Origin of the sequence: Sphaerotilus mobilis (assembly GCF_004216565.1) — a bacterium.
GTDB classification, from domain to species: Bacteria; Pseudomonadota; Gammaproteobacteria; order Burkholderiales; family Burkholderiaceae_C; genus Sphaerotilus; species Sphaerotilus mobilis.
In genome coordinates this window covers 142,982-167,258 of record NZ_SGWV01000010.1, presented here as the reverse complement: position 1 = coordinate 167,258, position 24,277 = coordinate 142,982, and the positions used below count along the sequence as shown (strand labels likewise).

The 24,277-nt window shown below is 67.7% G+C and carries 20 protein-coding genes; 9 read left to right on the top strand and 11 right to left on the bottom strand.

Features of this window, described 5'->3' with window-relative positions; translation table 11 throughout:
• Window positions 1-4: 4 nt before the first annotated feature.
• The 4 genes from EV685_RS13075 to EV685_RS13060 all read right to left on the bottom strand — a co-directional run bounded on the left by EV685_RS13075 (window position 5) and on the right by EV685_RS13060 (window position 5,474).
• Window positions 5-1,369: an 8-oxoguanine deaminase gene (locus EV685_RS13075; protein ID WP_130482485.1), complete on the bottom strand. Its 1,365-nt coding sequence runs from the start codon at window positions 1,367-1,369 to the stop codon at window positions 5-7.
• Window positions 1,370-1,472: 103 nt separating this feature from the next.
• Window positions 1,473-2,954, bottom strand: coding sequence for a nucleobase:cation symporter-2 family protein (locus tag EV685_RS13070; RefSeq protein ID WP_130482484.1), 1,482 nt, complete (start codon window positions 2,952-2,954; stop codon window positions 1,473-1,475).
• A gap of 109 nt (window positions 2,955-3,063) precedes the next feature.
• Window positions 3,064-4,269: a urate hydroxylase PuuD gene (locus tag EV685_RS13065; protein WP_130482483.1), complete on the bottom strand. Its 1,206-nt coding sequence runs from the start codon at window positions 4,267-4,269 to the stop codon at window positions 3,064-3,066.
• 293 nt (window positions 4,270-4,562) lie between these two features.
• Window positions 4,563-5,474 carry an AEC family transporter gene (locus tag EV685_RS13060; protein WP_207224820.1) on the bottom strand — a complete coding sequence of 304 codons (912 nt, stop codon included), beginning with the start codon at window positions 5,472-5,474 and terminating at the stop codon, window positions 4,563-4,565.
• Between the two features lie 137 nt (window positions 5,475-5,611).
• On the opposite strand from EV685_RS13060, the gene EV685_RS13055 reads away from it, so the two are divergent.
• Window positions 5,612-6,595: a tripartite tricarboxylate transporter substrate binding protein BugE gene (locus EV685_RS13055; RefSeq protein ID WP_130482482.1), complete on the top strand. Its 984-nt coding sequence runs from the start codon at window positions 5,612-5,614 to the stop codon at window positions 6,593-6,595.
• Between the two features lie 4 nt (window positions 6,596-6,599).
• Entirely contained in the window at window positions 6,600-7,559 is a 960-nt protein-coding gene (gene xerD, locus EV685_RS13050) for a site-specific tyrosine recombinase XerD (RefSeq protein ID WP_130482481.1), read from the top strand.
• A gap of 149 nt (window positions 7,560-7,708) precedes the next feature.
• On the opposite strand, the gene EV685_RS13045 is transcribed toward xerD, so the two are convergent.
• The 3 genes from EV685_RS13045 to EV685_RS20645 form a co-directional block, all read right to left on the bottom strand.
• Window positions 7,709-8,461: an amino acid ABC transporter permease gene (locus tag EV685_RS13045; RefSeq protein WP_130482480.1), complete on the bottom strand. Its 753-nt coding sequence runs from the start codon at window positions 8,459-8,461 to the stop codon at window positions 7,709-7,711.
• A gap of 140 nt (window positions 8,462-8,601) precedes the next feature.
• Window positions 8,602-9,453 carry a basic amino acid ABC transporter substrate-binding protein gene (locus EV685_RS13040; RefSeq protein ID WP_130482479.1) on the bottom strand — a complete coding sequence of 284 codons (852 nt, stop codon included), beginning with the start codon at window positions 9,451-9,453 and terminating at the stop codon, window positions 8,602-8,604.
• Window positions 9,454-9,585: 132 nt separating this feature from the next.
• Window positions 9,586-11,376, bottom strand: coding sequence for a cytochrome c (locus EV685_RS20645; protein ID WP_165396796.1), 1,791 nt, complete (start codon window positions 11,374-11,376; stop codon window positions 9,586-9,588).
• Window positions 11,377-11,760: 384 nt separating this feature from the next.
• Here EV685_RS20645 and EV685_RS13030 point away from each other — a divergent pair, with 384 nt between their 5' ends.
• Window positions 11,761-13,839, top strand: a complete 2,079-nt coding sequence (locus EV685_RS13030; protein WP_130482478.1) for a multicopper oxidase family protein — start codon at window positions 11,761-11,763, stop codon at window positions 13,837-13,839.
• Window positions 13,840-13,884: 45 nt separating this feature from the next.
• Here the strand turns inward: EV685_RS13030 and hslO are convergent, their stop codons facing one another.
• Both hslO and EV685_RS13020 read right to left on the bottom strand, forming a co-directional pair.
• Window positions 13,885-14,922 carry an Hsp33 family molecular chaperone HslO gene (gene hslO / locus EV685_RS13025; RefSeq protein ID WP_242615576.1) on the bottom strand — a complete coding sequence of 346 codons (1,038 nt, stop codon included), beginning with the start codon at window positions 14,920-14,922 and terminating at the stop codon, window positions 13,885-13,887.
• Between the two features lie 3 nt (window positions 14,923-14,925).
• Window positions 14,926-15,450 (bottom strand): gamma carbonic anhydrase family protein, encoded by a 525-nt coding sequence (locus EV685_RS13020; RefSeq protein ID WP_130482477.1) that lies wholly within the window; start codon window positions 15,448-15,450, stop codon window positions 14,926-14,928.
• Window positions 15,451-15,507: 57 nt separating this feature from the next.
• Here EV685_RS13020 and EV685_RS13015 point away from each other — a divergent pair, with 57 nt between their 5' ends.
• A complete protein-coding gene (locus tag EV685_RS13015; protein ID WP_130482476.1) occupies window positions 15,508-16,305 on the top strand; it encodes a ferritin-like domain-containing protein in 798 nt (265 codons plus the stop codon).
• Here the strand turns inward: EV685_RS13015 and EV685_RS13010 are convergent, their stop codons facing one another.
• Window positions 16,306-16,908: a MarC family protein gene (locus EV685_RS13010; protein ID WP_130482475.1), complete on the bottom strand. Its 603-nt coding sequence runs from the start codon at window positions 16,906-16,908 to the stop codon at window positions 16,306-16,308.
• A gap of 456 nt (window positions 16,909-17,364) precedes the next feature.
• Between EV685_RS13010 and EV685_RS13005 the strand changes: the two genes are divergently transcribed.
• Together EV685_RS13005 and EV685_RS20640 are read left to right on the top strand one after the other, a co-directional pair.
• Window positions 17,365-17,559, top strand: coding sequence for a hypothetical protein (locus EV685_RS13005; RefSeq protein ID WP_130482474.1), 195 nt, complete (start codon window positions 17,365-17,367; stop codon window positions 17,557-17,559).
• Window positions 17,560-17,757: 198 nt separating this feature from the next.
• Window positions 17,758-17,934: a hypothetical protein gene (locus tag EV685_RS20640; RefSeq protein ID WP_165396795.1), complete on the top strand. Its 177-nt coding sequence runs from the start codon at window positions 17,758-17,760 to the stop codon at window positions 17,932-17,934.
• Between the two features lie 981 nt (window positions 17,935-18,915).
• On the opposite strand, the gene EV685_RS13000 is transcribed toward EV685_RS20640, so the two are convergent.
• On the bottom strand, window positions 18,916-19,182 hold the full coding sequence (locus EV685_RS13000; protein ID WP_130482473.1) for a hypothetical protein: 267 nt from the start codon (window positions 19,180-19,182) through the stop codon (window positions 18,916-18,918).
• A gap of 192 nt (window positions 19,183-19,374) precedes the next feature.
• Here EV685_RS13000 and cas3 point away from each other — a divergent pair, with 192 nt between their 5' ends.
• The 3 genes from cas3 (at window position 19,375) to casB (ending at window position 24,269) form a co-directional block, all read left to right on the top strand.
• Window positions 19,375-22,035 carry a CRISPR-associated helicase Cas3' gene (gene cas3 / locus EV685_RS12995; protein ID WP_130482472.1) on the top strand — a complete coding sequence of 887 codons (2,661 nt, stop codon included), beginning with the start codon at window positions 19,375-19,377 and terminating at the stop codon, window positions 22,033-22,035.
• 138 nt (window positions 22,036-22,173) lie between these two features.
• The gene (gene casA, locus EV685_RS12990) at window positions 22,174-23,733 is read left to right on the top strand and encodes a type I-E CRISPR-associated protein Cse1/CasA (protein ID WP_207224819.1); all 1,560 of its coding nucleotides are present in this window, start codon (window positions 22,174-22,176) and stop codon (window positions 23,731-23,733) included.
• The gene (gene casB / locus EV685_RS12985; RefSeq protein ID WP_130482470.1) at window positions 23,730-24,269 is read left to right on the top strand and encodes a type I-E CRISPR-associated protein Cse2/CasB; all 540 of its coding nucleotides are present in this window, start codon (window positions 23,730-23,732) and stop codon (window positions 24,267-24,269) included. The genes casA and casB overlap by 4 nt, the downstream gene beginning before the upstream one ends.
• Window positions 24,270-24,277: the final 8 nt, after the last annotated feature.

Sequence of the window (24,277 nt, the reverse complement as noted above, 5' to 3'; positions counted from 1 at the left end):
AGGATCATGCCTCGACCAGCGTGCTGGCCAGCCGGTTGTGGCGCTCGATCAGCCGCGGCAGGTCGACCGTGGCGAGCATGCCGTCGCGCACCACCACGCGGCCATGCACGATGCTGTGCTGCACACGCGGCACGTGGCAGAAGAACAGCGCGGCGAGCGGGTCGTGGTGGGCACCGGCCAGGCCGATGGTGTCGAGCGGGAAGGTGACCAGGTCGGCGCTCATGCCCGGTGCGAGCGCGCCGATGTCGTCGCGGTTGAGCACCTGGGCGCCGCCGAGCGTGGCGATCTCCAGCACCTCGCGCGCGGTCATGGCCGTCGGGCCCTTGACGGGGCCGTTCGACACCCGCTGCAGCAGCAGCGCCAGACGGGCCTCGTCGAGCATGTGGCCGCTGTCGTTGCTGGCTGAGCCGTCGACCGCCAGCGAGACCTTCACGCCGGCATCGCGCATGGCGCGGATCGGCGCGGCGCCCGAGGCCAGCCGCATGTTCGAGCCGGGGCAGTGCGAGATGCCGGTGCCGGTGCGCGCGAACAGCGCGATGCCGGCCTCGTCGAGCTTGACGCAGTGGGCATGCCAGACGTCCGGACCGACCCAGCCGAGTTGCTCGGCGTATTCGGCCGGCGTGCAGCCGAAGGTCTCGCGGGTGTAGGCGATGTCGTTGTCGTTCTCGGCCAGATGGGTGTGCAGCGACACGCCATGTTCACGCGCCAGCAGGGCCGCGTCGCGCATCAGTTCGCGGCTGACCGAGAAGGGCGAACACGGCGCGACGACGATGCGCTGCATGGCATGGCGCGCGGGGTCGTGCCAGCGCTCGATCACGCGCTGGGTGTCGGCCAGGATGTCGGCCTCGCGTTCGACCACGCGGTCGGGCGGCAGGCCACCTTGGCTCTGGCCGACGCTCATCGAACCGCGCGAGGCATGGAAGCGCATGCCGATCTCGCGTGCCGCCTCCAGCGTGTCGTCCAGCCGCACGCCGTTGGGGTAGATGTAGAGGTGGTCGGCGCTGGTCGTGCAGCCCGACAGCAGCAGCTCGGCCATGGCGGTCTGGGTCGACACGTGGGCGTGTTCGGGGCTCAGGCCGGCCCAGATCGGGTAGAGCGTGCGCAGCCACTCGAACAGCTCGCAGTCCTGCGCCGGGCGCACCACGCGGGTCAGCGACTGGTACATGTGGTGGTGCGTGTTGACCAGGCCGGGGATGACGATCTGGCCGCTTGCATCGATCACCGTGTCGGCCGCGGTGGGCAGCTCGGCACTCGGGCCGACCTGCTCGATCACGTGGTCGCGGATGAAGACGGCGCCGTCGGCGATCTCGCGCCGTTGCGCGTCCATCGTGACGAGCAGCGTGGCATGGTGGATCAGGAGCGTGGGCATGGGGCTTCCCTCATGTGCAAAGGCCGGTCAGTCCCCGACAAGACTCGGGTGCTGACCGGCCCGACTGGCTGTTGGCGGCCGCTGCGGCAGCCGCCACACCGCATCAGTGACCGCCTTCGGCCTGCATCGCGGCGATGCGGGCCTCGCGTTCGCTGGCTTCGGCCGAGCCGCCGCCGTTGAAGAACAGGTTGAGGATGACCGCGCAGATCGTCGTCAGCAGGATGCCCGACTCCAGCAGCGGGTGCAGGCTGTGCGGCATGTGCTGCGACCAGGCCGGTGCGACCAGAGGGATCATGCCCGCGCTGATCGACACGGCGACGATGTAGAGGTTGTTCTTGTTGGTCTTGTAGTCCACGCCCGCGAGGATGCGGATGCCGGTGGCCGCGACCATGCCGAACATCACCAGGCCCGCGCCACCCAGCACGAACTGCGGCAGCGACTCGACCAGCGCGGCCATCTTCGGGATCAGGCCCAGCACGATCAGGATCAGGCCGCCGACGACACAGACGAAGCGGCTGCGCACGCCGGTCACGCCGACCAGGCCGACGTTCTGCGAGAAGCTGGTGTACGGGAAGGTGTTGAAGATGCCGCCGATCAGCGTGCCCAGGCCATCGGTGCGCAGGCCCGCCGTCAGGCTCTGCGGCGTCAGCTTGCGGCCGGTCAGGTCACTCAGCGCGAGGAACATGCCGGTCGACTCGATGAAGGTGACGATCATCACCAGCACCATGGTCACGATCAGCACCGGGTCGAAGGTTGGCGTGCCGAAGGAGAAGGGCATGACCAGGTCGAACCAGCTGGCGCTGCCGACCTTGTCGAAGGTCATCTTGCCCAGCAGCGTGGCGACAACGCCGCCGATCACGATGCCCAGCAGCACGGAGATGTTGGCCAGGAAGCCGCGGCCGTACTTGGCGATCAACAGGATGCAGGCCAGCACGAACACCGCGATCGCGAGGTTGTCCAGCGCGGCGTAGTTCGGGTTGGCGATCATCGGTGCGGCACCAACCGGCAAGGCGGTGCCGGCGGCCTTCGCGTTGGCCACGGCCTGCAGGTGGGCCGGATCGGGAATCTTGGCCAGGAAGGCCGGGCCGCCCATCGCCCAGCCGATGCCCACGCGCATCAGGCTGATGCCGATGATGGCGATGATGGTGCCCGTCACCACGGGCGGGAAGAATCTCAGCATCCGGCTGGCCAGCGGCGCGATGAAGATGCCGATGACGCCCGCGGCGATGATGGCCCCGAAGATCGCCCGGGCCCCGTCGACACCGGGCATCGAGTTGGCCATGGCCACCATCGGCCCGACGGCCGCGAAGGTCACGCCCATCATCACCGGCAGGCGGATGCCGAACCATTGCGTCACGCCCAGCGACTGGATCAGCGTGACGATGCCGCAGCAGAACAGGTCGGCCGAGATCAGCAGCGCGACCTGCTCCGGGCTGAGCTTGAGGGCTCGCCCGACGATCAGCGGCACCGCGATCGCGCCGGCATACATCACCAGCACATGCTGGAAGCCCAGTGCCATCAGCCGTGGCGTGGGCAGCTTCTCGTCGACGGGGTGTACGCCCGCGTCCATCGTGGTGTCGGTCATGGTGGTGTCTCCTCGTGCCCGTCCAGGCGGGTCATCTGTGTCACGTCGGTGGAACGTCGGTGTGACGTCGGTGGAACGTCGTCGGAACTGCTGAAAGAACCGGGCCCGTTCAGGGCGTCGGCGCGCCGGCTTCGAACCAGCGCTTGATGAGCGCACGTTCGTCGTCGGTGATCTGGGTGGCGTTGTTCTGCGGCATGAGCTTGAGCACGACAGCCTGCTGGTAGACGGCCTGGGCGTGCTGCTTGAGGAGCGCCGGCGTGTGCAGCGCAACGCCCTTGTTCTGCAGCTGCTCGTTGTGGCACATCACGCAGCGCTGCTGCACGACCTGTGCGACCTGGGCATGGCTCACCGGCTGAGCCTGTGCGGCCTTCTGCGCGGCGCTCTGCGGCGCCGGTGCCAGCCAGACCACCAGGCCCAGCAGCACGACAACGCCCGCACCGGCCTGTTTCCAGGGCACCGGCTGGCCCAGCACCAGGGCCTTGTGGCGGGCCACGAAGCTGTGTCGGATCAGCGCGCCGGCCAGCATCAGCAGCACCAGCACCAGCCAGTTGTTCGGACCTTGATAGAGCCAGCCGTAGTGGTTGGACAGCATCGCGATCAGCACCGGCAGCGTGAAGTAGGTGTTGTGCACGCTGCGCTGCTTGGCGCGCTGGCCGTGGATCGGGTCGACCGGCTGGCCCGCCTTCATCTGCGCGATGACGGTGCGCTGGCCGGGGATGATCCAGACGAACACGTTGGCGCTCATCGCGGTGGCGATCATCGCGCCCATCAGCAGGAAGGCCGCACGGCCGGCAAAGAGCTGGCAGGCCAGCCAGGTGGCGGCGACGATGAAGACCGTCACGCCCAGGCCGACCAGCAGGTCGCCGTTCTTCTTCTGGCCCAGGCTGCGGCAGATCAGGTCGTAGACGAACCAGAAGGCCGCCAGGAAGCCCAGCGAGGCAGCAATCGCCACGCCCGGTGACCAGTCATGCACGCTCTTGTCGACCAGGAAGGTGCCGGCGTTGAACAGGTAGAGCACCGTGAACAGGCCGAAGCCGCTCAGCCAGGTGCTGTAGCTCTCCCAGAAGAACCAGTGCAGGTTCTGCGGCAGGGACTTCGGTGCGACGAGGTACTTCTGCGGGTTGTAGAAGCCGCCGCCGTGCACGGCCCAGAGTTCGCCGTCGACGCCCTTGCCGACGAGGTCCGGCGCGGTCGGCTTCGTCAGGCTGTTGTCGAGAAAGACGAAGTAGAACGACGAGCCGATCCAGGCGATCGCCGTGATGACATGGACCCAGCGCAACAGCAGGTTGGCCCAGTCGAGCAGGTAGGTTTCCATCGCGTCCTCACGCTGTGCGGTCCCGAGCTTGTTCCGGGACACGCGGATGTGGGTGGGAAAGCGCCGCGCACGAGGCTGGGCACCTTCCCCTCACCACAGCGGGCTCTGTGAGGAGCGAACGTCGCGACCGGGGCATCGGGGCGGTCCTCAAGGGACTGCGTCGATGGCCGGGCTCCGCGGCGACGTGGAGAAAGTGTATACACATCCGTGCACGATGCAAGATCCGGATCGACCCTGATCCGGCCTGCCCGGCGGTCGCTGGACGCGGGTCGGCGCTCGCGGGCGCCGCGCGGTCAGTGGCCGTGCAGCGCTGCGAACGCGATCATCGCCAGCGGCACGCTGAACATGCCCAGCAGGGTCGACGCGGTGACCAGGCCCGCCACATACGGGCCGTCGCCGCCCATCCGGGCGGCCAGCACGTAGCAGCTGGAGGCCGTGGGCAGCGCCGAGAAGGCCAGCAGGATCTGTGCCTGTCCGGTCGGCAACCCCAGCAGCAGACCCAGGCCCAGCGCCACCGCCGGCAGCACCAGGTGGCGGATCGCCAGCAGCGATGCGGCGAGTTTCGGCGCCTGCTGAAGGCCACCGAACTGCAGCCCGGCGCCGACCGCCATCAGTCCGAGCGGCAAGGCCGCCGAGCCAATGCGCGACAAGGTGGTCTGGACCGGGTCAGGCAGCACCAGGCCGGCCTGATTGGCGATCAGTCCGGTGACGGTGGCGATGATCAGGGGGTTGCGCAGGAGCTCGCGCCGCGTGTCGTGACCGCCGTGGCGGGCCAGTGACCAGACCGCGCCGAGGTTGCACAGTGGCACGCACAGCGCGATCAGCAAGGCGATCCAGGCGACGCCGGGGGCGCCGCCCAGGCGCTCGGCCAGGGCCAGCGCGACATAGGAGTTGAAGCGGAAGGCGACCTGCGCCCCCGAAGCCAGCCGCAGCGCGTCGATGCCGGGCCAGCGTCGCATCAGCACGGTCAGGCCGATGCCGATGGCAACGACCGCGACGCCGCCGGTGGCCAGGCTGATCGTGGCCGCCGGGGCCAGCGGCGTCCGCACGATCGAGCCGAACAGCAGCACCGGGAACAGCAACCAATAGACCAGCCTCTCGGCGGCCGACCAGACCTCGCGGTCCAGCGCGGTGTGGCGGCAGACCAGGAAGCCGACGACGATCAGCAGGAAGTCCGGCAGCAGCAGCAAGGCATGGGTCAACATGCGTGGAAGCTTAGCCGTGGCTCGTGGTTTGCCCTTGTGCGCAGGAACCACAATGCGCAGCGAAGCTCGCAGGCTGCAGCATCGGCCAGACAAGCTGGCCCACGCCATCAGCCCCACGTCCTCTGTCTGGAGACCCCATGCACACGTCACGTCGCTCGCTCATTCGCCACGCCTGCCTCGTCGCCGGCATCCTGGCGACGCCTCTGGCGGTCCAGGCCCAGGCCTGGCCGGCCAAGCCGGTCCGGCTGGTGGTGCCCTTCGCACCCGGTGGCACCACCGACATCGTCGCCCGCACGCTGGCCGAGAAAATCGGCCCAGCGCTGGGCCAGACCATGGTGGTCGAGAACAAGGCCGGTGGCGGCGGCATCATCGGTGCCGACCAGGTCGCCAAGGCCCCAGCAGACGGCTACACGCTGGCGGTCGCGACGGTCTCGACGACGGCGGCCAACCCGGCCATCAACCCGCGCACGCCCTACAACCCGATCACCGACTTCACGGCCATCATCAACGTGGCCGCCACGCCCAACGTGATCGCCGTTCACCCGAGCTTCCCGGCACGCGACTACAAGACCTTTCTCGAGGTGCTCAAGAAGAGCCCCGGCCGCTACAGCTTCGCCAGTTCCGGCACCGGCGGCATCGGCCACCTGCAGATGGAGCTCTACAAGAGCCTGGCCGGTGTCTTCGTGACGCACATCCCCTACCGCGGTGCCGGGCCGGCGCTCAACGACACGGTGGCCGGGCAGGTGCCCATGATCTTCGACAACCTGCCTTCGGCACTGCCCTTCATCAAGGACGGCCGGCTGATCCCCATCGTCGTCGCCGCGCCGCAGCGCCTCGCGGTGCTGCCCGACGTGCCGACCTTCAAGGAGATCGGCCTGGAGCCCGTCAACCGCATGGCGTATTACGGCATCCACGGCCCCAAGGGCCTCAGCAAGGAAGTCGTCGACAAGATCCACGCGGCGGTCAAGCAGACCGCCGAGGACCCGGCCGTGCGCCAGCGCATCGAGGGCACCGGTTCGGTGCTGGTGCTCAACACGCCCGAGCAGTTCGCGGCCCAGATCAAGGCCGAGTTCGAGGTCTACAAGAAGGTCGTCGAACAGCAGAAGCTCAAGCTCGATTGAGCCGATGGCCACGGCCAGGAAGGCGCTCGCGCCGAAGGTCGCCGCACCGGTCGTGCAATCCGTTGTGCGGTCGATCGACCAAGCGGTCATCGACCGCTTCCTCGATGCGCTCTGGCTGGAGGACGGCCTGTCGCGCAACACGCTGGCGGCCTACCGGCGTGACCTGCAGGGCCTCGCCGGTGGTCTGGCCTTGCAGGACCCGGCGCCCGAGCTGCTGGGTGCCGTCGACTGGCAACTGATGGCGGTCATGGCCGCGCGCCACGGTGTCACCAAGGCCACCACCGCCAACCGCCGCCTGACGGTCTACAAGCGCTTCTACCGCTGGGCCTTGCGCGAGTCGCTGTGCACCGCCGACCCGACCCTGAAGATGAGCGCCGCGCGCAAGCCCCAGCGCCTGCCGCGCAGCCTCAGCGAGGCCCAGGTCGAGGCCCTGCTGGCGGCCCCCGACGTCGACACGCCGCTGGGCCTGCGCGACCGCGCGATGTTCGAGCTGATGTACGGCGCCGGCCTGCGCGTCAGCGAGCTGGTGGGCGTGCGCCTGCTGCTGCTGCATCTGGACGACCAGGTGCTCAAGGTGCTCGGCAAGGGCAGCAAGGAACGCCTCGTGCCTTTTGGCGAAGAGGCCCGTCACTGGCTGGTCCGCTACCTCGCCGAGTCCCGCCCTGCGCTGCTGCACGGCCGCACCTGCGACGACCTCTTCGTCACCGTGCGCGGCGCCGGCATGACCCGCCAGATGGCCTGGAACCTCGTCAAGAAACACGCCCGCACGGCGGGCATCACCACCCCGCTGTCACCCCACACGCTGCGCCACGCCTTCGCCACCCACCTGCTCAACCACGGCGCCGACCTGCGCGCCGTGCAACTGCTGCTGGGTCACGCCGACATCTCGACGACGCAGATCTACACGCATGTGGCGCGCGAGCGGCTGAAGGTGCTGCATGCGAAGCATCACCCGAGGGGGTGAGTGGTGCCCCCGGTCACGCGGGTACGCGGGACGCGCCGCCCAAGGGGGTGAGTGGTGTCCCCGGTCACGCGGGTACGCGTGACGCGCCCCCCAAGGGGGCTGAGGGCCGGCTTGGGGCGGCCCGGCGCTCGGCCCGCGCCCCAACCAGCTCACCGACCCCGCAGATGCGCCGGCGCCTCCAGCCGCTTCGCGAAGGCCGACAGCGCCAGCGTCAGGATCAGGTAGATCACCGAGATCGCCAGGTAGGGTTCCCAGTAGCGTGAGTAGGCGCCGGCCACGGTGCGGGCGGCGAGTGCGAGTTCGGCCAAGCCGATGGCGGAGACCAGGGACGAGTCCTTGATCAGCGTGACGCCCTCGTTGACCAGCGCCGGCACCATGCGGCGGAAGGCCTGCGGCAGGATCACGAAGCGCATCGCCTGGGCGTGGGTCAGGCCCAGGCTGTAGCCGGCCTGCGTCTGGCCGCGGTGGATGCTCTGGATGCCGGCGCGGAAGATCTCGCTGATGTAGGCCCCGGCATTCAGGCTCAGCGCCAGACAGCCCGAGAAGAAGGCGCCGTGTTCCTGCCGGAAGGTGCGCGCGGACTCGCCGGCCAGCAGCAGGCCGTGATCCGGGTGGATCAGCGCGGGCATCAGCGCGAAGTGCACCAGCAGGATCTGCACGAACAGCGGCGTGCCGCGGAAGAAGGTGACGTAGCCGATGGTCAGGCCGCGCAGCGACTTCATGCCCCAACGTGCGCCGGTGCTGCGGGGTGGTGGTGCGTCGCCGGAGCTGCTGACCAGGCCGAAGACGATGCCCAGCGCCATGCCGGCACCGATCGCCACCAGCGTGAGCTTGATGGTCATCAGCACGCCTTCGACGAACAGCGGGCCATAGCCCGCCAGGATTTCCCAACGCAGATCCACTTGCAGTCTCCTGTGACGCCCGCCAGTTTAGGTCGGCACCCACGCAGCAAAAGCCGGGCCTGCCCGGGTAGACGCCTGGGGCGCAGGCATGAAAAAGGCGGGCCCGCAGGCCCGCCTTGTGGTGCTGGAAACGCCTGGGCTTACTTCGAAGCCGCGTCCGCCGCAGCCGCCGGGGCCGCGCCGAAGTACTTCGCGAAGACCTGGTCGTAGCTGCCATCGGCCTTGATGTCGGCCAGGCCCTTGTTGATCTTCTCCAGCAGCTCGGTGTTGCCCTTCTTCACGGCGATGCCGTACTGCTCGGGCGCGAAGCTGGTCTTGTCGGCGACGGTCTTGAACTTGTCGGCCGGGTTGTTGGCGACGTAGTGGATGACCACGCCGTTGTCGGCCACGACGGCATCGACGCCGCCCGACTGCAGTTCCTTGAGCGCCAGCGGGGTCGACTCGAAACGCTTGACGTTGGTGTTGGTCTTGCCCAGCAGCTTGCTGACGACCTCGTCACCGGTCGTGCCGGTCTGCACGCCCACCTTGAGCTTCTTCAGGTCGGCGAACTTGGCGACCTTGCTGGTCTCCTTGACGGCGATCAGCTGCTCGGCGTCGAAGTAGGGCGCGCTGAAGTCCATCGTCTGCTTGCGCTCTTCGGTGATGGTGATCGACGAGATCAGCGCGTCACGGTCGCCCTGCTGCAGGCTGTTGAAGATGCCTTCCCACGGGGTGTTGACGAACTTGATCTCGAAGCCGCCCTTGGCCGCCACGGCGCTCAGGATGTCCATCGAGAAGCCGACGATCTCGCCCTTCTCGTTCTGCGACTCGAAGGGCGCGTAGGCCGCATCGGTGCCGATCACGTAGACCTTGGCCGGCGGCGGGGGCGGCGGGGCCGAGGCGGCGGCAGCGGCCGGCGCGGCTTCTTCCTTCTTGCCGCAGGCGGCAAGCACGAGGGCGGCGGCGACAAAGCCAGCGGTCTTCAGGAAACGACGGGTGGTCCAGCGAGTCATGGATGTCCTTGTGAGGAGTGTGGGTCGGTCGGGCGCTCTCGGAGCGCCGGCGAGCAGGAGCGAAAGTGTATCGGCACCGTCCGTGAAGCCTGATCCGCAAATGCGCAGGGGCGAGCCGCATCCGGCTCGGATTCAAGGCCGGATCGCCTGCCCATGGGCACGCCAGCGCCGCGACGCTGCAGACCCGTCCAGATGCAGGATCTGGGCCGACTTGACGGCGGTGCGCTGACCCGGCCCCAGCGAGACCGACAGCCACGGCCCGGCCAGCGCCCGGTTGTCCAGCGTGCGTTCGAGCGACTCCATCAGGTAGTCGCGGCCGACGCGACCCTGCATGCGTGCCAGGGCCTCGGTGAACCAGGACGTGGCGGCGTGCACCTTGGCCTGTTCGCGCTCGTCGAACAGGTCCAGCCCGCTGCGGCGTGCCCAGGGTTGCAGGGCGATGGCGGTGCGCGCGTGCAGGCGCTGGTCGTCCACTTCGGTGCTGACCAGCCGGGCGCGGTGCTGCCAAGCCGGCGCCCGGGGTGGGCGGTGACCCAGCCGGCTGGCCGACAGGTAGACCCGGCCCGGCCCGGTGCAGTCGGCCGTCGTCGGGGTGACCGGGGTGGCCGGAGCCTGGTCCAGCGCCTGATCCAGCGCGGCCAGCACGGCCGGCCCGCTCCAGATCACCAGCGTGTCGGCCTCGCCCAGGGTGCACCAGCGGGCCAGGGCGGCGGCGGCGTCGACGGGCTCGGTCTGTCCGGCCGCGCGGCCCTCGACAGCGTGGTCGTGATGGTCTTGGTCTTGGTCGTTGTCGTTGTCGTTGTCGTTGTCGTTGTCGTGGTCGTGGTCGTGGTCATCGGGCCTGGTCAGCGCCGCCTCCAGCAAGCCGGCGGCACGCGCGCCGGTGGTGTCGTCGAACCATTGCGTGAGCCGCCCGTTAACGGGTGATTGCCGCAACAGCACGGCCAGGGCCTGCGCCTCCATCCGGCTGCCGGTCGAGCCGTGCAGGGTCCAGCGAGCTGGCGGAGCAGCCGCGGCGTCCTCGGGTGGCGTGTCCACCAGCGGCAGCAGGCAGGGCAGGGCCTCGCGCTCGCACCAGTCCTGAACTGGGCGCCAGCTCTCCGACGAGGCCCCTGCTGCGCCCGATAGCACCGCGAAGACAGGTTGGCGGGCCTGCCAGGTGGCCAGCTGGGCCGGCCAGTCCGCTGGCGCGCCTTCCAGCCGCCAGACCTGCAGCACCGGCCGCAGCCGCACCCGGGGCGACTGGTGTTGCGCCTGCCAGGCGTGCAGCGACTCCAGCAGCGCGCGCACGCGCAGCGGCGCGGCGTCCGGGGTGACGATGGTGGTCAGGTGCAGCTCGCCCTGGGTCGCGCCCGCTCCGGCCTGGGTCCAGCCCGGCGCGGCATCGGTGTGCAGCGTGGCCAGATGGTCGGCCAGCGTTTGCACCGCCGCGTCGTCGAGCTGGGTGTAGCGGGGCATCAGCGCATCGAGCGGGCGCCCCGCCGCGTCGACGCCTGTGCGCAGCGCGCGCGCCAGCGTCTTCAGGTCGTAGCCGGGGCGGCTCAGGCGTCGGCCCGGCTGCACCGTGGCGCCGGAGCGCTCGCGCGGAAGGCGGTCGCCGGCGGCAGGGCGGGCCAGTCCGGCCGGCGCCTGGAACAGGTCGGCCGCTGTGATCGGCGCCACCCGCTGGTTGCCTTCGCCACCGCCCATGCCGCTGTCGCGATGGCAGCCGGCGCAAGGCGTCGTGACCGTGGCCGCGCCCGCGCCCAGACCGCTCAGCCGCGCGCCGCCGGGCAGCAGGCCGTCCCGGTACAGGCGCAGACCGGCTGATGCCTGATTCGGCGAGGCCGATGGGGCGTCGTCCTGCTGGGCGGCCATCGCGACCTGGCAGATGAACAGCCCCAGCACGGCGACGAAGCGGCCGAACCTGTGTCCCCCAGCCACTGTCGCGCCGGTCCAACGCGTCGTTGCCTGTTCGCGACATGAAGGGGCTAGAGGGCTGTCGGACATCAATCGGGCTCGGTTCATGTTCAATCTAGTGTTTAGAGAATCTAAATCAATCGGGTGCGGGCGATGGCGTGAGAAATGTCATACCCGGACATCGACCAAACGGGGTCCAGGCGTTGAGAACTCAGGTTTTACTCATGGAATAAACATAAGTCTTCAATCCGCGAGGGCGTGATGTCAATTCATCCTGGGTTCCGGTAGAGCGACTTTCAGGAATCGACAAGACTGTTCTGACGTAGTTTTCCTAACGTATGGCTTGGGTTTCATCTGAAACACGTCGTGGCCCACGAGCCCGACCCGAGTCATCCACAGGACAACACCATGAACAACGACCACAAGACGCAGACGGGGCGTCGCAGCGAATCTCCGGTGAACGCACAGACCGAGCTGGCCGAACCCGGTCGGCGGCGGTTTCTGGGTTGGACCGGCGCCGGCCTCGGCCTCGGGCTGATCGGCGCGGGCAATGCGCTGGCGCAGACCGCCGGCAACGCCCGGGTCAGCACCTGGGCCGGCGCGACCGACCTGGCCATCTGGGACGCCGCGTGGGCCGCCCGCTTCAGCAACCCGCTGCCCAGCCTGACGGCGCCGGGCTTCATCTACCGGCCTGACGTGGCCGGCGGCAACGCCTACACCGTGGCGGCCGGTCAGGTGCAGGCCAACGTGCTGGGCATCCGCCGTGCCGGCGCGCCACTGCTGACCACCGCATGGGGCTACGGTCCCGTCGACCCGGTCAGCGGGCAGCCGCAGGTGAGCCATCCTGGCCGCAGCTTCGTGGTCCAGCAGGGCTCGCCGATCCAGGTCAACTGGCGCAACGATCTGGTCGATGCGCAGGGTCAGCCGCTGCCGCACATCCTCCCGGTCGACCAGACCGTGATGCTGCAGAACGATCCGGCCAACAACCCGATCGACGGCGTGCCGATCGCCACCCACCACCATGGCGGCGACACCATGGCCGAATTCGACGGCGTGCCCGACCAGTGGGTCACGCCGCGCCGTCGTCAGACCGGCCCCGGCATCCAGCTGGGCACGCCCGGCGATGTCGGCGTCAACGGCGACATCCTGGCCAACGACGGCTCGATCCGCTACCAGTACGACAACACCGAAGAAGCCTCGCTGACCTGGTACCACGACCACGCCGAAGGCCTGACCCGCCTGAACGCCTACGCCGGTCTGGCCGGGGCCTACGTGGTGCGTGACAGCAACGAGGCCGAGCTGATCCGCCGCAACCTGTTGCCCAGCGGCCCGCACGAGGTCGGCCTGGTCCTTCAGGACAAGGTCTTCGACGCCGACGGCCAGTTCGCCTACCCGGCCGACTCCATCCTGGCGCCGGTGCCCACCGAAGGCCTGGATCCCAGCCTGCCGACCCACTTGCCGGAGATGTACGGCGACGTCATCTGCGTCAACGGCGTGGTCTGGCCCAAGCTCGACGTCGAGCCGCGGCCCTACCGGCTGCGCCTGCTCAACGGCTCGGACTCGCGCTTCTACACGCTCACCTTCGACACCACCGGCGGCGTCGGCCCTTTCCTGGGCTTCCGCCTGATCGGCACCGACATGGGCTTTGGCAACAACGCGCCGATGCTGCGCACCCTCACGATCGGGCCGGGCGAGCGCTACGACCTGGTGATCAACTTCGCCGGACTGGCCGCCAACGCGACCGTCGTGTTGCGCAACACCGCCCCGACGCCTTACCCGCTGGGCGCCCCCGTGGTGCCCGGCAGCGGTCCTGACGAGGTCATGGCCTTCAAGGTGACCAAGGCCTTCGACCGCGCTTACCCCAAGCTCGCGCCCATCGAGGACAAGACCGTGCTGCGCGGCTGGGTGCCCCTGGGCAAGCCGGCCGGCACGCCCTCGTCCGCACCGCGTCTGCCGGCCCTGCGCGTGCCGGCGGGTGCGCCGGTGCGCCGCGTCCTGCTGGGCGAGGGCAGCGACGAGTTCGGCCGCATCATGCCGCTGCTGGGCACCGTCGCGGCGGGCACGCTGGGCTTCCATGAGCCGTCCACCGAGAACGTCGTGATCCCCGCCGGGCAGACCAGCGTCACCGAGGTCTGGGAGTTCTGGAACGCATCGGTCGACTCCCACCCGGTGCACCTGCACCTGGTGCGCTTCCGGGTGCTCAACCGCCAGACCTTCACCTGCACGTTGACGCCCAAGCCGATGATCAACAACTGGACCGGCGTCACCATCACCGACCCGGCTGCGCCGCAGCCGGTGCTGGCCCGTGCGGTGACCGCGCCCTTCCCCTACGAGACGGGCTGGAAGGACACCGTCGAATGCCCGCCTGGCGTCGTCACCCGCGTGCTGGTGACCTTCAACCGGCCCGGCAAGTACGTGTACCACTGCCACATCCTGTCGCACGAAGAGCACGACATGATGCGCTGGTTCACCGTCACCAAGGCCTGAACCGGGCGCTGAGCCGGAGCCTGATCCAGGTCCGGCTCGACCCGGTCACTGCACCGTGCCCGAACCCCCGGCCTGCGACACCACCGGGCTGAACAGCGCGGCGGCGTCGATCGGGTCGAACAGGTACTGGATGCCGCAGAACTCGCAGCCGACCTCGACGTGGCCGCGTTCGGCCAGCACGCTGTCGACCTCGTCGCGGCCCAGGCTGTTGAGCATGCGTGCGACCCGTTCGCGCGAACAGGTGCAGGCAAAGCGGGGGTGTTGCGGCTCGAAGCGGCGCAGGTCCTCCTCCCAGAACAGCCGGCGCAGGAGGGTGTCGACGTTCAGCGTCAGCAGCTCCTCGCGCTTGAGCGTGGCCGCCAGCATGGCGATGCGCTGGTAGTGCTCGTTCAGGCCGATCTCGTCCTCGTTGCTGCGACCGCCGCTGGCGGTGCCGCCTTCGAGGTTCTTCTCGCCCTGCACCGGCAGGCGCTGGATCAGCAGGCCGGCGGCGACGCGGTCGTCGGCCGCCAGCACCAGGCGCGTGTCGAGCTGCTCGGACTGCAGCATGTAGTGCTCCAGCACCTCCGACAGCGCGTGCAGCGGCTCGCGCTGGTCACCGTGCAGCGGCACCACGCCTTGATAGGGCGTCTGGCCGGGCTTGCGGTCGGTCGGGTCCAGCGTGATCGCGCAGCGGCCCTGGCCGTGCACGTTGAGCAGCTCGGCGATCCCGCTGCTTTCCACCTCCGTGGGCACCTCGCCGACCACCGTCGCGGTGGCGCGCAGGGCCAGCTCGGGCTGGACCTCGGCGACCGCCATGCGCACCGGGCCGTCGCCCTGCATCTGCAGGATCAGGGCACCGTTGAACTTGATGTTGGCCTGCATCAGAGTGGCCGCCGCGCTCATCTCGCCGAGCAGGCGGCGCACCGGTTCGGGGTAGCCGCCGGCCGCCTCGCGGCGCGCCAGCATCTCGGTCCAGGCGCCGGTCAGGCGCACCAGGATGCCGCGCACCGGCAGGCCCTCGAACAGGAACTTGTGCAGCTCGCCGCCGTCGATCGGATCGGCCGGCAGCATCGCCAGGCCCGGTTGTTTCGCTCGTGCCATGGGTCAGTCCACCTTTCGGAGTTGGGTCGCGTAGCGCTGCGCGTTGCCGACGTAGCCGGCTGCGCTGCGCGCCAGGCCGGCGCGTTGTTCGGGGGTCAGCTCGCGCACCACCTTGGCAGGGCTGCCGACGATCAGGCTGCCGTCCGGGAAGGTCTTGCCCTCCGTCACCAGCGCGCCAGCGCCGACGATGCAGTCGCGGCCGATCACCGCGCCGTTGAGCACCACCGCACCGATGCCGATCAGGCTGCCGTCGCCGATGGTGCACCCATGCAGCATGACCTGATGGCCGACCGTCACGCGCTCGCCGATGGTCAGCGGCTTGCCCTCGTCGGTGTGCAGCACGCTGTTGTCCTGGATGTTGCTGTGGCGACCGATGCGGATCGGCTCGTTGTCACCGCGCACCACGGCGCCGAACCAGACGCTGCTGCCCTCGGCCATCTCGACCCGCCCGATCACGGTGGCGTTCGGTGCGACCCAGGCGTCCGGGGCGATCTGCGGGGCGACGTCGCCAAGCTGGTAGAGGGGCATGTGTGGGTCCTGTGTGACGGCCCGCTGGGCGACCGGCCAAAAGGCAAAATTGTAGGGATGACGCTGAGACAGCTGGCCCTGCAGGCCTTGGTGATGCCCGACCCTGCCACCAAGGTGCGCGCCGTGCGCGCGCTGTGGGCCGACGTGGATGCGCTGGCGCTGGACGTCAACGCCGTGCTGCCCGAGCCCGCCGGCGTGCCCGGCCGCCCGGCCCGCCCCATCCTCGTCGCCCCGAAAGACGTGCCGGCCCGCTCGCCCTTCACGCCCGAGGGCCGCGCCGCCCTGTTGCATGCCATCGCGCACATCGAGTTCAACGCGATCAACCTCGCGCTCGACGCCGTCTGGCGCTTCCCGGGCCTGCCGCCGGACTACTACCGCGACTGGCTGCGCGTGGCCGCCGAAGAGGCCGAGCACCACACGCTGCTGGCCGATCACCTGGCCTCGATGGGCCATGCCTACGGCGATTTCCCCGGCCACGACGGCCTGTGGCTGATGACCTGGCGCACCCGCGAGGACTTCATCGCCCGCATGGCCCTGGTGCCGCGCACGCTGGAGGCCCGCGGGCTGGACGCCACCCCGCCGATCCAGGCCAAGCTGCGCCGCGCCGGCGACCTGCGTGCGGTCGAGATCCTCGACGTCATCCTGCGCGACGAGGTCGGCCACGTCGCCATCGGCAACCGCTGGTACCGCTGGGCCTGCGCACGGGAAGGCTTCGACCCGCTGGCGCTCTACCCGCAGCTGGTGGCACGCCACCAGGCCCCGCCGCTGCGCCCGCCGCTCAACCGCGAGGCGCGCCTTCGCGCCGGATTCAGCGAGGCCGAGCTGGCCTACCTCGAATCGCCCGACGGGCTGTGATCACAGCGGCTGCAGGAAATAACGCTTCAAGCCGGCCAGGATCATCTCGACCGCGACGGCGGTCAGCACCAGACCCATCAGCTTCTCGATCGCCGACACCATCGAGGCACCCAGCCAGACGCGGATCTTCTCGGCCAGCAGCAGCACCGTCGCGCAGATCAGCATGGCGGCGGTCAGCGCGCCGGCCCAGTCCATCAGCCGCTCGGGCTGGCGCGACGCCAGCAGCAGCACCGTCGCCATCGCCGAAGGCCCTGCCAGCAAGGGCACCGCCAGCGGAAAGATGAAGGGCTCGCGCCCGGAGTCGTCGTTGCCGTAGATCTCCGAGCCGCCTTTGAAGATCATGCGGATGGCAATGATGATCAGGATCACCCCGCCAGCCACCTCCAGCGAACGTTCGGACAGCCGCATCAGCGTCAGGAAGTGCTGGCCCCCGACCATGAACAGCGCCAGCACCGAGAAGGCGATGCAGGTCTCGCGCAAAGCGACCCGCGTGCGCCGCTCCGGCGCCACGCCGCGCAACACCGAAATGAAGATCGGAATGCTGCCCAGCGGGTCGAGCACCAGCAGCAGCAGGACGAGGGCGGAGGTGAAGCTGTGATCCATGGGGGGATTGTGGCGGGGGTGGGTGGGCCAGCCACTCCGCGCAAGCCCCGACCCAGCCCGCCGACAACTCCGCGATGGCCGCAATCAGGGTTTCTGGCGCCAGCGGCTTGTGCAGCAGGTGGGCGTGCACGCGGCGCGCCTCGCGCAGGCGGTCTGGCGCGGTGTTGCCGGTGATGATGATGGCCGGCAGTTGCGGGGCGGGTAGTCCATCCGGATCAGAGACATGAGGCCGATGGCACCGAAGAATTCGTGCCACGTCCTCATCCACCTGACTCTGGAGACCTGCCATGCCACAACAACGATCCCCGAATGCTCTTGCTCGAAGACGGGCAGTTGTAGGCCCTCTATGGCAGCAGTGACACCGACGGCTTCGCGCTGCTGGGCTTTCTTCATGCCAAGGGCACGCACAAGGACGGCACCTACACGGCCACCGACCTGATCGACTACGGCACCTTGATGCCCGCTGCGCAATCGCTGACCGCCACGTACGACACCAGCCGTTGGACGTGGACCGGCCACTGTGACGACACGACCCTGAGCGTGGGCGAACTGCCGACGGGCCTGCAGGACTATCACCAGGCCGCCAAGTTGTCCGACGTGGCCGGCGCGTGCACGCTCGACAGCTACAACAACGCCGGCGCGCCTGCGTAAGCGTTGAGCCTGACGGTGTCGACCGCTGGCGCCATAACCGGATCGATGGCCGGTGGATGCCCGTTCAGCGGCCACCTGAAACCCCGTGCGTCGGGCAAGAACGTGTTCGACGCAATGTTGACCTTCGCCTCCTCGACTTCCTATTGATACTCGCGATCTTCGCGATCGCCTTCCTGATCGGCCAGACCGACTAGCCACATGACGCACGACGCCCTGTCTTGGCTTGCCTTGTTCTATGTCGCGCACCAGTCCTTGCTGCTCGCCATGTTCATCGTGGCGATTGGACGGGTGGGGGATGTGCTGAATGGCGGCGCGGGCGTCCGTGCCCGTGTCGATCAAGGTCTGATGCGTCCAGTGACAGGCGAGTTTGGCTAGCCTCAGAAGGGTCCCGAACCGTTGATTCGTGGTGGCTCATCGCGTGAGCCTGTTCTTTCCATCGAATGCATCGGGATTGCACGAATCCCGGCTCGCTCCGTGCATGCATAGACTTCGCGTCGTCGGTGGACTGGAAATGCACCAGCTACGGGCGGCCGTGTGTCGCTTAGAGTATGAGGCGTAGCGCACCTCCCGACGCTTGTCTGCGGGCATGAGGCAGAGGGCACGTGATGGCGTATTCGCCTGCAGGGCGCGTCAGAAGACTTCGCGGCCGTTCGTGCCTGCGGCGCGCACCGTGCGCAGGCATCCGGCGAACGGATTGACGTGCAGGAGGCGGAGCGATTCCCTCGCGGTTGATCAATCGCGTTCACTGCGGTCGTTCGGCGCGCCCACGATGATCCCGATCAACAGGACCATACCCACCAGCCGGAACCGCGTTGTGCCGATTCGATCTGCCAAGCGGCCCAGCACCACCCAGATGATGTACGCCTAACCGACAACGGTGATCCAGGCGAGCAATTCGAAGAGGGTGTTCATGGGTGGTCTCGCGGTTGCATGCATGGGGCGTTCGCTTTCTTCACAAGGATCGGGTCTTTGAATGACATCGATGTGATCCGTCCGAGTTCGATTGACGGCAACCATGCGCCGCACGCAAACTGAGTGCGTCCCTCGCAGAGCGGATTGAAGTCAGATTCATGCCATCGGCATGGATGCTGCGTCGACCCATTGAGCTGCGGGGGATTCTTCAAGGACCTCGACGGCCTCAGCGAAGCAGCGCCGATTCGCCTGGGCCCGACCTGATGTCAACTTCAACGTCATCTCTGCTCGCATCGGTCAACCACGAAATGGCCGTTGCGCGATGGCTTGCCTCGCGCACACCATTGGCCATTGCATCCCATGATCGATCGACAGTTCCCAGTGACTGGACGACTGCGCCCTTGCCACAGACCGAAGGCCTCCATGCCATGTCACTGGCCACACTCATGAATGGTTCATCCCCATGCGTCTGACTCTTGCCCTGGCCCAGATCTGGATCGCATGTCTGGCGCAGATGCTGCTTTGCATTGCGTGGTTCGGATCCACACCGTCGGTCTTCACGTACGGTGTGCTGCTGATCCCGCCCCTGGCGGTCATCGTGCCTTGCTCCGGCACGGGGGCCTGGGTGTCACGGAAGGCGATCATCTTGCCCAGCCGGATCTGGCCATTGCGGAACTTCACGAAACGCACCGACTGGTCCAGGTGCAACATGGCCCGCGTCGCGCGCGTCGCTGTCGGCGATGAGCTGCTGCTGCGGCCTATCCCCTTGCGAGGCTCGCCATGCGGGGCGAGTGAGCCATCGTTCATGGCTTGCGTGGATACGATGTGCTGTCGCACTCGCCATCGACGGATCTTCTCGGCGATGACCCCGCGCGATATCAAGAGATCAACCGGAGTTCGCCCATGCCGATCGACATCCGTGGCCCTCGTGTTCATTGCTTCGATGAACTGCCTGATGCTGTCCAGCACATTTGGGCCAAGAGCGGTGACGAAGGCGGATACGGACTGCTGCCACACATCCTGGACATAGCGGCTGTCGCGGAACAGATTCTTCGACGTGAACCCGCGAGCACGCTGGCGTGGGCCGCGCGCGCCTTCGGACGATCGGAGGACGGGCTGATCCGATGGCTGGCCTGGCTGATGGGCCAGCATGACCTCGGCAAAGCGACGGTCGGCTTTCAGGCTAAGTGGCCGCAAGGCAAGCTGGCCGACGAGGCCTCGGGCTTGTCGTTCCCGAGCCGTCTTTTGAGTGCCGACCGGCATGACCTGAGCAGCGCTGTGCTGTTGTCTGCGCGCATGAACCGGCAGCTGGCCGGGGCCGTGGCTGCGCATCACGGCTTCCATTTCGAGCCAAGGGTGGTGAAGAACGCCAAGATCCTGGGCGAGCCACAGGCCTGGATCGAGGCTCGTCGGGTCCTCATCGAGACCTACGACCAGACGCTCCTGCCGGAGGTCGCGGACGTGGCCGCCGATCTCGACCTGAGTTCCCTCAATTGGCTGGCTGGCCTGACCAGCGTGGCGGACTGGATCGGTTCCAACACCGTCTGGTTCCCACATCGGCTGCGCCACGAAACCTGCGAGGGCCACCACGCGTGCGCGCTCCAGTTGGCCGATCAGGCGCTGGACCAGATAGGCTGGCCCCGCCAGCGCCCCTTGCTGACCGAGACCCACGCCGACGTCGCGGACCTGATCGCCCGCATGACCGGTCTTGCCGGTATCCAGCCTCGCCCACTCCAGCAGGCCGCAGACGAGTTGCTGAAGTTCTGCGCGGCACCGGCCTTGCTCATCGTGGAAGCACCCATGGGGGAAGGCAAGACTGAGCTCGCCTTCCTGGCCCACCTGCGCCTGCAGGCCCAGCTCGGTCATCGGGGGCTCTACATCGGCCTGCCGACACAGGCCACCGGCAACGCGATGTTCCAGCGCGCCCTGCGCTTTCTGCATGCCTTCCAGGACGGCATGCCGCTGGACCTTCAGCTGGCACACGGAGGTGCAGCCTTGAGCGACCAGGTGGTCGAACTGCGCCAGGACCATGGCGCGCTCGGTCGCCACGAGGCGGTGCAGTGTTCGGAGTGGTTCTCGCAGAAGCGGCGTGCGCTGATATCGCCCTACGGTGTGGGCACCATTGACCAGGCGCTCTACGCGACGCTCAACGTCAAGCACCACTTCGTGCGCCTTTGGGGCCTCACGAACCGGGTGGTCGTGCTCGACGAGGTGCACGCCTACGACAGCTACACCGGGGGCTTGATCGAAGCCCTGCTGCGCTGGCTCAAGGCGCTCGGCTGTTCTGTCATCCTCATGAGCGCGACCCTGCCGGCCAGCCGGCGCCGGGCGCTGCTGTCGGCCTGGGATGTCGACGAGCATGCCTTGCCGGCCTTGCCCTATCCCCGTGTGGTCATGGCCAGCGATGGCCGAGTCGATGGCCGCCATTGCGTTTCGCGCGCGTTGGCACCCATTGACCTGTGTGGCATCGATGAAAGCATGGACAGCATCGTCGAACGGGTGCTGGTGGAGCTGGCGGGCGATGGCTGCATCGCCGTCATCGTCAACACTGTCGATCGTGCTCAGCAGCTCTACACAACCCTGCGCCCGCAGGTCATCTCAGGCGTGCCTGTGCTGCTGTTTCACGCTCGTTTTCCGGCTGAGGAACGCGGCCAGCATGAACGCGAGGTGATGCGCCTCTTTGGCAAGACGGGCGAACGCCCGAAGCGGGCGCTCCTCATCGCCACTCAAGTGGCCGAACAGAGCCTGGACATTGATTTCGACCTGTTGATCTCCGACCTCGCGCCCGTCGACCTGCTGCTGCAGCGTGCCGGTCGACTGCATCGTCACGAGCGGGTGCGTCCAAGTGCGCACCAACGACCTCGGCTGGTGGTGGCCGGGCTCACGCGCGGTGCCCTTCCCGAGCTGAAGCAGACCGGGTGGGCGTCGGTCTATGACCCTTACCTTCTTGGTCGCACCTGGGCGTTCGCTTCACGCGAACAACAGTGGACCCTGCCTCAAGACATCGACCGACTGGTGCAACTGGTGTACGACGACGAGACGGACCTGCCGGCCGACATCGACGGAACCTCGCGGGCCTACATCGAGGGCGAGGCCCTGGGTGAGCATCTGGCTCAAGTGCAGCAGATGAGTCAGTTTGCCGCCAATGCGGCGATCGATGCCCATGCCGAGCCCCAGAACGCCTACGTGGGCAAGCCCCACGGCCGTGAGGCTGGCGAAGGCCTGGGCGAAGACAACCGAACCCGCTTCGGCGCGGAGAGTTTGACCCTGATCCCCGTGCATGTGGATGGTGGCCTGTGGCGGCTGTTCCCCGACGAACCTTCGTTCGATCCGACCTTGAAGCCCGGAGCGGAGCTGTCACGGCGGCTGTTGACCCGCCAAGTCAAGCTCAGCCGGAAGGCCGTTGTCAAGGCATTGCAAGGCAGTGAGATTCCGGCAGGCTGGCGTGCTCATCCTTGGTTGAGTGATCTTCGTGTCCTGCCCTTGACCGAGGGCTGTTGGCGCCACGGCTCCTTGTGTGTTCGGCTGGATGAAAGGATTGGCATCGTCTACACCTCAGGGTGAAGGCGATCATTCGCTTCGGTTAATGGCTCATTCAATGAGCCAGTCATCGAATAGACTTCATTTGATTCGAAGGAAAAGATCGAGATTCATTCAAAACAGGGAGATCTCTGCATGTCAACGGCAGACTCTGAACCGGCCTTGAATCTGCTGGATGTCGCCTGGATTCCAGTTCGATTGCGCGGCGGACATGTCATTGATGTCGGCTTGCTGGAGTTCTTCAGTCGAGCCCACGACATCGAAGGACTGGCGGAGACCTCACCGCCCAACCTGATCGCCTTGCACCGCTTGCTGCTGGCCATCGTCCATCGCGCCTTGTGCCTGAACCCTGGCCATTGGACGGACGCAGACCGGGCTCGGTGGTGGCGTGAAGGCCTTCCGGTTGCACTGATCCACGCGTACCTGGAAACCTGGCGAGACCGCTTCTGGCTCTTCCATCCAACGCACCCGTTCATGCAGGTTGCGGCGCTGGCGCAGGCGGAAGAGACCCGCGACAAGCTCAAGCCCTGGACCCAGGTCGCGCTTGCCAGCGCCAATGGCAATGCACCGGTCGTGTTCGATCACGCCCTGGATGGTCAGCCCGCGCACATCGACCCATTGGTTTTGCTACGCCAGTTGCTGGGCTTCTTGCAGTTCACGCCCGGTGGCCTGGTGAAGGTGTTTCGCAGCGCCGACAAGGCGGGTCCGCTGGTCAACACAGCCGCCGTATTGCCTCAGGGTCGGACTCTGCACGAGACCCTGCTGATGGGTCTTCATCCACACAGCGCTTCATCGGTCCGAGACCTGCCGAGCTGGGAGCGCACGCCGCCAGACATCGCTGCATTGACGGTTGATCCTCTTCCGGCCACTGGCCCCTGCGACCGCTACTCCCGCCTCTCGCGCGCTGTGCTTCTGGTCGCCGCCGATGAAGCCGGCGTCCAGCCACTGCGCTGGGTTCGCTTCGGTGCTGGTGTCGCCTTGATGGAAGACGATGCCGCGCCAGACCCCATGAGCTCTTACCGCGCAGGTTCGACCCACCTCGTGCGTTTGAACTTTGCGGAGGGCAAGGCCGCTTGGCGAGACCTGGGTGCCCTTCTGCCCGACGCGACCGGAACGGCGGCGCAACCCGCGGCCGTCCTCTCGTGGGCAGTCAACCTCCTCATGGCCCTGGATGTCGACGACTGCGATGTGCCGGTCCTGTTGGCCGGGCTCACATCCGACCAGGCCAAGCTCGTGCGTTGGCGCTGCGAACACTTCCGCTTGCCGGTCGCTGCCTTGAGCCGTGCAGACATGGCCCAACTCGTTCGTGAGGCATTGACGCTTGCCGAGTCGACTTACAAGGAACTCCGTCAAGTCGTCGCACAGATGCTGGCGCGCACCCTGCCTGATCCGGCCAGCAAGGAAACCTACGAGCGCGCCCGCGACATGGTGAGCCGGGGGCCTGTGACCAACGCCTACTTCACGGTCGCGGAACGAGCCTTGCCGCAATGGCTGGTTCGGGTCGGCCGCAGCGAGATCGACGAAGCCAGCGCCGAATGGAACCGCGTCCTGTTGCGTGCCTGCCAGAACGCCTGGCAGACCTCGCTGGCCCAGCTCGGAACGTCGACCGCCGCGCTGAGGGCCCAGGCCCAGTTGCATCACCGCTACCAGCAACTGCTCAAGCCCTTGCGTGACCTGGCAGCCGAACCCGCCACCCCATCCATCGAGGAGTCGACGCCATGAGCGACCTTGCCGAGCGTTTCGTTGCTCACCTGGGCCACCTCGCCGAACGCGACCGCGGTGCGTTGGCCGTGCTGCGGCGCAGCCTGACGTTCGCGCCGGGCACCCATCCGGCGTCGTATCCCCATGTCGAGCGCTTTGTGCCGGACGGGCACGAGCGGGACGCCTTGCGGCAGGCGCTGTATCTGGTCGCCGGCTTGTACGCCAGCCACCCCCGACATCAGGCTGGCACCACGCTGGCGAGGAGCTTCGGCCTCCTGATGCAGCACCGCGACAGTCCAAGCATCGAGAAGCGATTCATCGCCTTGCTGTCCAGCGATGCCGATGGCTTGCCGGAGTTGCTGCGCCAAGTCGTGTCCCTGCTGTCTGCGGACGGCCGCTCCCTGGACTATGTCGCGCTGCTCAACGACCTCATCTTCTGGCTCAGGCCCTGGGCCCTCGAATCCCGCGACCGCTTGCGTCAGCGCTGGGCACGCGACTTCTATCGAACGACCCCGGACGAGGCGCCTGATGCGGTCGACCGTTCCGATGCCGCTTGATCGATCCA